The following is a 10056-nucleotide window of genomic DNA, read 5'->3' as shown; positions in this document are numbered from 1 at the left end:
CACTCCGTTATTCACGGTTCTTTTCACCTTTCCCTCACGGTACTGGTTCACTATCGGTCTCTCAGGAGTATTTAGCCTTAGCGGATGGTCCCGCCAAATTCAGACAGGGTTTCACGTGCCCCGCCCTACTCAGGATACCGCTATCCATTACGCTTGTTGCCCGTACGGGGCTATCACCCTCTATGGCGCTCCTTTCCAGAAGCTTCCGGTTCCTTGCGCATGAAATGTCGCGGTCCTACAACCCCAGCAATGCCGTAACAATACTGGTTTGGGCTAATCCGCGTTCGCTCGCCACTACTTACGGAATCACTTTTGTTTTCTTCTCCTCCGCCTACTTAGATGTTTCAGTTCAGCGGGTTTGCCCACCTATCGGTGTGCTATATCTTCAATATAGCGGGTTGCCCCATTCGGATATCTGCGGATCAATCTGTGTGTGCCAGTCCCCGCAGCTTTTCGCAGCTTATCACGTCCTTCATCGCCTCTGAGAGCCTAGGCATTCCCCATACGCCCTTATTTTGCTTATTGTACCAATCATAAAATTAATTATGACCGTTTTTTTTTGTTTTTTACAATAGAATTGTAAAAAACGCTTTCTACTTTCTTATTATTTTCTTATCTCAATATGTCAATGAACTTTTATCCTTTCGGACCAGTGGAGAATAACGGAGTCGAACCGTTGACCTCCTGCGTGCAAGGCAGGCGCTCTAGCCAGCTGAGCTAATCCCCCATTTTTTAGTGATGAGTTATTAGTTATGAGTTATGAATTATTTCTCATAAGGCCTCAACCTCTAAAATTTCCTTTTTTAAGTCAAATAGTAGTCCCGGGCAGACTCGAACTGCCGACCCCTACATTATCAGTGTAGTACTCTAACCAGCTGAGCTACGAGACTCTGTTTTACTTAAGTTTTATCATTTTTTTAAATTAACAGCAAGAGCAATACAATCTTCAATCCCAAACCTTTAGTCAGGCATCTTATTTCCCAAGCGTGCTTTTCAGCTAACGCTTTGGGCTCTAGAAAGGAGGTGTTCCAGCCGCACCTTCCGGTACGGCTACCTTGTTACGACTTAGCCCTAGTTACCAGTTTTACCCTAGGCAGCTCCTTGCGGTCACCGACTTCAGGCACCCCCAGCTTCCATGGCTTGACGGGCGGTGTGTACAAGGCCCGGGAACGTATTCACCGGATCATGGCTGATATCCGATTACTAGCGATTCCAGCTTCACGGAGTCGAGTTGCAGACTCCGATCCGAACTGTGACCGGCTTTATAGATTCGCTCCCCCTCGCGAGGTGGCTGCTCTCTGTACCGGCCATTGTAGCACGTGTGTAGCCCAAGGCGTAAGGGCCGTGATGATTTGACGTCATCCCCACCTTCCTCACAGTTTGCACTGGCAGTCTTGTTAGAGTTCCCGACACTACTCGCTGGCAACTAACAACAGGGGTTGCGCTCGTTATAGGACTTAACCTGACACCTCACGGCACGAGCTGACGACAACCATGCAGCACCTTGTAAACTGTCTTGCGAAAGATCTGTTTCCAAATCGGTCAGTCTGCATTTAAGCCTTGGTAAGGTTCCTCGCGTATCATCGAATTAAACCACATGCTCCACCGCTTGTGCGGGCCCCCGTCAATTCCTTTGAGTTTCATTCTTGCGAACGTACTCCCCAGGTGGGATACTTATCACTTTCGCTTAGCCACTGAGATTGCTCCCAACAGCTAGTATCCATCGTTTACGGCGTGGACTACCAGGGTATCTAATCCTGTTCGCTACCCACGCTTTCGTCCATCAGCGTCAATCCACTGGTAGCAACCTGCCTTCGCAATTGGTATTCCATGTAATCTCTAAGCATTTCACCGCTACACTACATATTCTAGTTGCTTCCCAGTAATTCAAGTCCAGCAGTATCAATGGCCGTTCCACCGTTGAGCGATGGGCTTTCACCACTGACTTACCAGACCGCCTACGGACCCTTTAAACCCAATGATTCCGGATAACGCTTGGATCCTCCGTATTACCGCGGCTGCTGGCACGGAGTTAGCCGATCCTTATTCTTACGGTACCGTCAAGCTCCTTCACGAAGGAGTGTTTCTTCCCGTACAAAAGCAGTTTACAATCCATAGGACCGTCATCCTGCACGCGGCATGGCTGGTTCAGGCTTGCGCCCATTGACCAATATTCCTCACTGCTGCCTCCCGTAGGAGTCTGGTCCGTGTCTCAGTACCAGTGTGGGGGATCTCCCTCTCAGGACCCCTACCCATCGTTGCCTTGGTAAGCCGTTACCTTACCAACTAGCTAATGGGACGCATGCTCATCTTTCACCGTTGTGACTTTAATTACAGGATGATGCCATCCCGTAATGCTATGAGGTATTAATCCAAATTTCTCTGGGCTATCCCTCTGTGAAAGGCAGATTGCATACGCGTTACGCACCCGTGCGCCGGTCTCAAGCACCGAAGTGCCCTACCCCTCGACTTGCATGTGTTAAGCCTGCCGCTAGCGTTCATCCTGAGCCAGGATCAAACTCTTCATCGTATATTTTAATATTATTATTCGATGCAATTCCTATCGGTTCTTTTCGAATCTCACGATTCTACTGCTCTTATTCTTCTGTTCTGAAATCTCTTTCAGAACGGCTGTCAATTCAATATGTCTACGAACGTAATTTATCTGTCTTTCGCTTATCTCTCAAAGCGGGTGCAAAACTAAAACTTCTTTTTGTTTCCTGCAAGAAAAACTTGAAAAATTTTTGAAGCTTTTTTTTCGCCTCATTTTCCCAATTCTTCTTCCAATCTTTCAAAGAGCTTTCCGTGTTTTGCGGGGTGCAAATGTAAAAAGCATTTCCGGATCTCGCAAGCTTTTCCGGATCTTTTTTTCTGGAAATTTCTTTCCCTTAAATCCTTCTTTCCTGCCAGTATTTCGAAGAGCGCCTTTCGCTGTTGCGGGTGCAAAAGTAGAACCTTTTTCCGCTTTTCCAATACTTTTATGCGTCTTTTTTCCATCTTTTTTTGCCTTTTTTCTTAACACTCTGATAACGGATGGTTTACATCTCAAAGTTTTTTGCCCTTCCGTAGCCTTTTTCTGAACTGCACAGCGGTTTTCATGATTTCAGGACGTTTTCATCTGCAGATTTTATCGGGTTTTTATGCTCTACCACTCTTTTTTGGAAAGAAGACACCATTTAAGGCTTCTTTAAAATGCATTTTCTGATCCCGAAAAGACGCAAAAACGCCAAGTTTTCCCTTTTGGAGCTCTATTCTGCTTAGATTTCATCTTCACCAAACATCATTTCTTCTGAAAACCGATGCCCTAGCCCCGATAGGAGCGGAAATCCTTTTGCTTTTTTCTTTAAAAAGCAGAAGATTGCAGCGCATAGCGGGAAATAGCTCCTTATTAAGCTACAAGTTACATTACAATTCAAAAACGCTACAGCTGTGCTTAGCAGAACAATCGAATTTTTCGCCTTATATATATCTATAAAAAATAAACCCGACAGATTTTAAAAAACTGTCGGGTTCGAAATAAGAATTACTCTTATATATAATAGAGAGAAAAAATCTACACTATATATAATATGTATTTATTCATTCAAAGCATCTATTACCTCTTTGGTAATTTGAATGCTTTTTAACTTGGCCTGATGATCGAAGATTGGACTTGTCACCATTAGTTCGTCAATTCGGGCGTAGTCAATAAACTTTCTCAAATCCGCTACTAGCTGTTCTTTGTTTCCTGTAAAGGTTCCTGCTGTCATTTGATTGACATGGAAACGTTCCTGTTCGTTCATGATGTCATCTAATGATGGAACTGGCGGTTGTAAACCTTTGCGGTCGTTTCTAATTAGGTTCAAGAACATTTGATACAAACTTGTAGACAATAATTCTGCTTCTTCGTTTGTGTCTGCTGCGATAATATTTACACACGCCATTGTTTTGGGTTTGTCTAAATACTCCGATGGTTGGAAATTTTCTCTATAAAACTCAAATGCCTGGATCATTAATTTTGGCGCAAAGTGTCCAGCAAAAGCATAAGGCAATCCATAAGCCGCTGCTAAAGCAGCACTGTCCATACTTGATCCTAAAATCCAGATTGGCACATTTAGCCCTTCGGCTGGAAATGCACGAACTTTTCCTGTAGCATTTTCAGATGAAAAGTATTCTTGAAGTTTGCTTACATTTTGCGGAAATCGCTGTGCTTGTTCGAAAAAGTCTTTTCGAATCGCTTCAGCAGTTGGCTGATCTGTTCCTGGCGCTCTTCCTAAACCTAAATCGATTCGGTTCGGATAAAGAGTCTCTAAAGTTCCGAATTGTTCTGCCACTACTAAAGGCGAATGATTTGGAAGCATAATTCCGCCAGAACCTACACGGATATTTTCGGTTTGACTTGCTACATAACCAATTAAAACCACGGTTGCTGTACTTGCAACATGTGCCATATTATGGTGTTCTGCTAGCCAAATTCTCTTGTATCCTAACTTATCGGCTAATTGCGCTATGTCTTTTGTTTTTTGGAATGTTTCTGTTGCGTTACTATCTTGGGTGATAATCGCAAGCTCTAATATTGAGACTGAAATTGGGTTTTTCATATAAATTAAGGGTAAAATACAAAATTAACTCATTTATGCGAATGCCATTTGTTTTCTAATGTTAATAGAATTATAATATTACTAAGTTATTCAGTATGTCTATTTTTCAATAATTAATTATTGTTTTACGATAATTAATTATACATTTGCAATATCAATTTAATTTATCTTTGTATGAAGACTACTCATATTGTTTCTAGAATATTATTTTATTTCACCAGATTCTTGGCTGTTGTTTATTTTTTCTTGGCTGCTTATTCGGTTTTTACTTTAGTCACTGGGTTATTTCTAACATTTAAAGACAACGGAAAATATTTTCAGGTTTGTTATCCGTTTACGACTCATCCTATAATGTTGGGTGACTATAATCTGCCATATATTCTTTTTGATTTTTTGGCTCCGTTGAGTCTTTATGGGCTTTTCTTTTTACTGAGCAGTAATGTCTTTAAGGTTTTCTTTCAGCCAAAATTATTCACTCAAAATGGAGTTGTACACTTAAAACGTTTTTATATATCAAATCTATTAATTCCGAGCATCGTGATATTTTTTGCGTTCTTCTTTGTTCCTTTAGATAATGAAGTCGCTCTTTTTATCATATTGCACGGAATGCTCGGCGCTTTTGCTTATTTTTTAGCGGCCATTTTTAAACAAGGTTTAAACCTTCAGAACGAACAAGACTTATTTATATAACTATGCCAATAATTGTAAATGTTGATGTAATGCTTGCCAAACGCAAGATGCAGAGTAAAGAGTTGGCAGAAAAACTAGATATTACACCTGCCAATTTATCGATTCTAAAAACTGGAAAAGCAAAAGGAATTCGGTTTGATACTCTCGAAGCTATTTGTAAAATATTGGATTGCCAGCCGGGCGATATTTTAGAATACGTGGCAGAATAGCTTTTTTTTTAAATTTTATTTCACTCTTAATAAATCGGTTTTTGAAGCCGACAGGCGTTCTATTGCCTAAATTTTTCAAATCATAGTTTAATTCAATCATCTAAATCAATCAAAAAATGAACAGTTTATCAATCAAAAATCTCAGCAAAACGTATGAGAACGGCACGCAGGCGATTGACCATTTATCGCTTGAAATTTCAAACGGTATGTTTGGTTTATTGGGTCCGAATGGCGCAGGAAAATCGACTTTAATGCGAACTATTGCTGCTTTGCAGGAACCTACTTCGGGAATTATCGAGTTTAACGGAATCAATATTCTCGAAAACCCAATGTTTATCAGGCAAAATCTGGGATATCTGCCTCAGGAATTTGGCGTTTATCAAAAGATTTCCGCTTATCGTTTATTGGATCATCTAGCAATTTTGAAGGGGATTGTCAATAAAAAAGAACGACAAGACCAGATTTTATATTTATTACAGCAGACTAATTTACTGCAACATAAAGACAAAGCAGTTCATTCGTTTTCTGGCGGAATGCGTCAGCGCTTTGGAATTGCACAGGCTTTATTGGGAAATCCGAAGATTATTATTGTAGATGAACCCACTGCAGGACTTGATCCCGAGGAAAGAAACCGTTTCAATAATCTATTAAGTGAAATTGGTGAAAGCATTATTGTAGTTCTATCAACGCATATTGTCGAAGATGTTCGAGATCTGTGCACCAAAATGGCGATTATTTCTAATGGAAAATTGATTTTGGAAGGAAATCCAAATGAAGCCATCGATTCTTTGAAAGAAAAAATCTGGGCGAAAGCGATTCATAAAAATGAACTGAAAGAATACCAGAAACATTTTAATATTATTTCTTCTCATTTGAATTCAGGAAAAATTAACATTCATGTTTTCTCTAATCAACAGCCTGATTCTGGTTTTGAATTGACTTCTCCAGATTTGAGTGATGTTTACTTTAATATTTTATCTCAAAATCAACTTAAAAAATAACGTTATGCTTTCTAAATTAATTCAATTTGAATGGCATAACAATACCAGAAGCTGGACTTTTTATGCCACATTTATTATTTATTTGGTTTTAGGATTTTTTGTGAGTGCTTTTGCAAATTTTTCGTTTTCGGGTGCTTATAAAAACAGTCCGTTTGTGCTGACTTATGCGATTGGTTTGATTTCGCTAATGACAATTTTCTCTACCACGCTTCAAGTTGCACAGCATTTCTTAAAAGAATATGATACCAAATTTGATGCAATAATCTTCTCTACTCCTATTTCTAAGTTTTATTATTTAGGAAATAAATTTATCACGGCTTTCATAATATCGGTTTCTTCTTTTGGAATGTTTATTATAGGAATGATTATCGGACATCAAATGTCTTGGATTCCTAGAAGTGAAATTGGTCCTTTTAAAATTATAAATTACATCTGGCCTTATCTAATTATTGTTGTTCCCAACCTATTTTTATGTCTTTCGATTCTAGCAACGATGGCTTGGCTCACGCGAAGCAAACTTTTTGTTTATGTTGGTGGATTATTCATCTACATATTATATATAGCGGGTTCTATTTTCTCAAACTCGCCGTTATTTGCAAATGCTTCTCCGTCTTCCGCGAAAGCGATGTCTTTGGCAGCAAAAATAGATCCGTTTGGGTTGGCCGCTTTTTTGGAACAAACGAGATATTGGACATCAATTGAAAAAAATACACAATTGGTTTCTCTTTCAGGCAATTTTTTATTCAATCGAATCTTGTGGATTTGTATTTCTTTCCTTCTAATTTTTGTTTCGTATAAATTGTTTTCTTTTCGAAGAACAAAAACTAAAAAGGTAAAAACGATTAAAACCAATACGAAAGAGACAAAAACATATTCTTCTACAATTCCAAAACAGCTTGAATTTAAAACTTCAAAGCACAATTGGACTGTTTTTAAAAGCAATTTGAAAATGGATATTTATTTGGTTTTAAAAGGAATTCCATTTTTACTGATTGTTCTTCTGTTTTCGGGATTATTAATGATTGAAATTTCAGATGAAATTGACGGCGGAATCAGATTGGCAGAAAAAATTACCGATACAGCTTTAATGATTTCTACAATTATGGATCGTTTGCCTTTCATCTTGATTCTGATAACTCTTTTTTATAGTAGTGAATTATTAAATCGAAGCGAAAATGCGAGATTTGAAATGCTTGAAAATACAGCACCATATTCTCAATTTGTAGTTTTGATTTCGAAATTGACAGCACTTTTTATGATTCCGTTAATTTTGATTGGAGTTAGCATTTTTATTGGAATTGGTTTTCAAATCATACATGCAAATGCACCGATTGAAGCTGGACTTTACTTTTCAATGTTTTATTATATCGGATTTCCATTGTTTTTGATTTCTATTCTAGTGATCGCAATTCAGACTTTCATCAAAAACAAATATTTAGGATTGGGAATTTCTGCATTTATTGTTCTCTTATTTTGTTCTGGAATTGGAGAACAGTTAGGAATTTCACATCCGTTATTTCGATTCGGAGATTCTTTTAAAAGAGAATATCTTGATTTGAATGGTTTCGGAAGTTATACCTTTCCGTTTCATATTTCAATGCTCTACAATTTAGGTCTTGCTTTGATGCTGTTCACATTCACTGGAATTTTATGGAAACGAAATGCTACTATTATAAAAACTATTCGTAGAAATTCATTTAATACTATTCAAAAAACAACTTTTGCTTTTGGAAGTATTCTTTTCATCGGTTTTGGAAGTTATCTTTTTTATAAAACGAATATTGAATATCTGTATTTGACCAAAGATGACGTTAACAATTGGAGTGAACATTATGAAAAGCAGTTTAAAAAATATGTCAATCTAACGCAACCAACAATTGTTTCTGTAAATAGCAAAGTGGATTTATTTCCCGAAGAAAATCGTTATGATGTAAAAGGCACTTATGAATTGGTGAATAATACTGAAAAACCTATTGATAGTTTACTCCTATATATAGATCGAAATTCGAAACTGACTTCTGTTGAAATTGAGAATGCGAAAAATTTAGATGATGTTTCTGAATTTCAGCATTATTGGTATCGACTAGAAAAACCTTTAGAACCTCATCAGAAAATAAAAATGAGTTTTTCTTTTACCTCAACTTGGTCGCCGTTTAAAGGTCATACTGCATTTAATTCTATTATTGAAAATGGTTCGTTTATGCGAATAAGCCGTTATTTTCCAACTTTTGGTTATCAGGAATCGAATGAAATCAGCAGTGAAAAAGAACGGGCAAAAAGGCATTTGAAACCACAGACTCCGCTTAAGAAACTTGAGGATAAGTCGAAAACAACAAATGATTTTGTTGATTATGATGCTGTGGTTTCGACGTCTAAAAATCAAACGGCGATTGGCGTTGGAGATTTAATCGGTAATTGGGCAAAAGACGATCGAAATTATTTTCATTATAGATCAAATGGAAAGATTCCGTTCCGATTTGCTTTTTCTTCTGCCGAATATGAAATCAAAAAAACGAATTATAAAGGTATTTCTATTGAAGTTTTTTATGATAAAAGACATTCTCGAAATGTTTCTAAACTGATTCAAGATGTAAAAAATACTTTAGATTATTGCCAAAACAATTTTGGAAAATATCCATACAAAACGATTCGTTATGCCGAAGTTTCTGCTTTCGCGGATGGATTTGCGGCGACTTCTTATCCGTCCACAGTTTTTATGAAAGAGAATTTTGGTTTTTACAGCAACTTGAATAATCGCGATAAAGAAGATATCATCAATCAATTAACGGCTCATGAATTGTCGCACGAATGGTGGGGAAATTCGCAAATCAGTCCCCAACAAAAAGAAGGAAGCTGGATTTTGACCGAAACTCTTGCACAATACACCGAATTGATGTTATATGAGAAAGAACATGGCTTGGAGAAAGCTTTAGAAACTTTAAAAATTCATTTGGATTTATATTTAAGCAGCAGAAGTTATGAACCCGAAACTCCTATATACAAAACAAATTACAAAACTCCGCATTTGCCCTATGATAAAGGAATGCTGGTTATGCATCAGCTGAGAATTTTAATTGGTGGAGAAAATTTAAATCTGGCTTTGCATAATTTCTTGAATCATTACAAATATCCTAATCCAATTCCAGATTCTGAAGATTTATTGAAAGAGATTTATTTGGTTACAGATTCTAAACTCTATCCAAAACTGGATGAAATGTTTAAAAAGATTATTACTTATTCCTCTAAGATTTCTAAAGTTGAAAGCGTGAAAAAGAATAATTTTTATGAAATCTCCTTTAAAGCAGATTCTAAAAAATATATTGAAAATGCTACAGGAGTTCGAAAGCAAATTGACAATGACAAAACAATCGATATTGGAATTTATGATGAAAACGGAAAGTTATTTCGCTACACATTTCCAATCAAAAACAATTTAATTGAAGGCAAAATTAAACTCAAAATCAAACCTCAACGAATTGTTATTGATCCTCTTTTAATGAATATTGACACTTTTATAAAGAACAACGAGAAAGAGATTGATTAATTTTTTGCCACAGATTAAAAGGATTAAAATGA

At 37.3% G+C, this 10056-nt stretch carries 6 protein-coding genes, 2 tRNA genes and 2 rRNA genes (1 of these 10 cut by a window edge); 4 read left to right on the top strand and 6 right to left on the bottom strand.

The genetic code is table 11. The features are described from left to right. From OZP10_RS14050 to OZP10_RS14025, 6 genes are all read right to left on the bottom strand, one after another. A 23S ribosomal RNA gene (locus OZP10_RS14050) occupies positions 1-525 on the bottom strand; it reaches 2356 nt to the left of the window's first position. Positions 526-653: 128 nt separating this feature from the next. Next, positions 654-727 (bottom strand) — tRNA-Ala (locus tag OZP10_RS14045). Between the two features lie 89 nt (positions 728-816). After that, a tRNA-Ile gene (locus OZP10_RS14040) sits at positions 817-890 on the bottom strand. 126 nt (positions 891-1016) lie between these two features. Next, positions 1017-2530, bottom strand: a 16S ribosomal RNA gene (locus OZP10_RS14035). The 16S and 23S rRNA genes sit together here with 2 tRNA genes alongside, the layout of an rRNA operon. Positions 2531-2763: 233 nt before the next feature. Beyond that, positions 2764-2997 (bottom strand): hypothetical protein, encoded by a 234-nt coding sequence (locus OZP10_RS14030; RefSeq protein WP_281631418.1) that lies wholly within the window; start codon positions 2995-2997, stop codon positions 2764-2766. A gap of 578 nt (positions 2998-3575) precedes the next feature. Next, positions 3576-4580: an LLM class flavin-dependent oxidoreductase gene (locus tag OZP10_RS14025; protein ID WP_177210602.1), complete on the bottom strand. Its 1005-nt coding sequence runs from the start codon at positions 4578-4580 to the stop codon at positions 3576-3578. Positions 4581-4754: 174 nt separating this feature from the next. Here OZP10_RS14025 and OZP10_RS14020 point away from each other — a divergent pair, with 174 nt between their 5' ends. The 4 genes from OZP10_RS14020 (at position 4755) to OZP10_RS14005 (ending at position 10024) form a co-directional block, all read left to right on the top strand. Next, positions 4755-5270, top strand: coding sequence for a DUF2975 domain-containing protein (locus OZP10_RS14020; RefSeq protein WP_281631417.1), 516 nt, complete (start codon positions 4755-4757; stop codon positions 5268-5270). A gap of 2 nt (positions 5271-5272) precedes the next feature. Beyond that, a complete protein-coding gene (locus OZP10_RS14015; protein ID WP_012024053.1) occupies positions 5273-5479 on the top strand; it encodes a helix-turn-helix domain-containing protein in 207 nt (68 codons plus the stop codon). A 116-nt stretch (positions 5480-5595) separates the two neighbouring features. Beyond that, the gene (locus OZP10_RS14010; RefSeq protein ID WP_281631416.1) at positions 5596-6480 is read left to right on the top strand and encodes an ABC transporter ATP-binding protein; all 885 of its coding nucleotides are present in this window, start codon (positions 5596-5598) and stop codon (positions 6478-6480) included. Positions 6481-6484: 4 nt separating this feature from the next. Further along, a complete protein-coding gene (locus OZP10_RS14005) occupies positions 6485-10024 on the top strand; it encodes an ABC transporter permease/M1 family aminopeptidase (protein ID WP_281631415.1) in 3540 nt (1179 codons plus the stop codon). The last annotated feature ends 32 nt before the right edge of the window (positions 10025-10056 follow it).

This window comes from Flavobacterium luteolum (genome assembly GCF_027111275.1).
Classification (GTDB): domain Bacteria; phylum Bacteroidota; class Bacteroidia; order Flavobacteriales; family Flavobacteriaceae; genus Flavobacterium; species Flavobacterium luteolum.
Note: the sequence above shows the minus strand (reverse complement) of the source record. Positions and strands in the feature narration are given on the sequence as shown.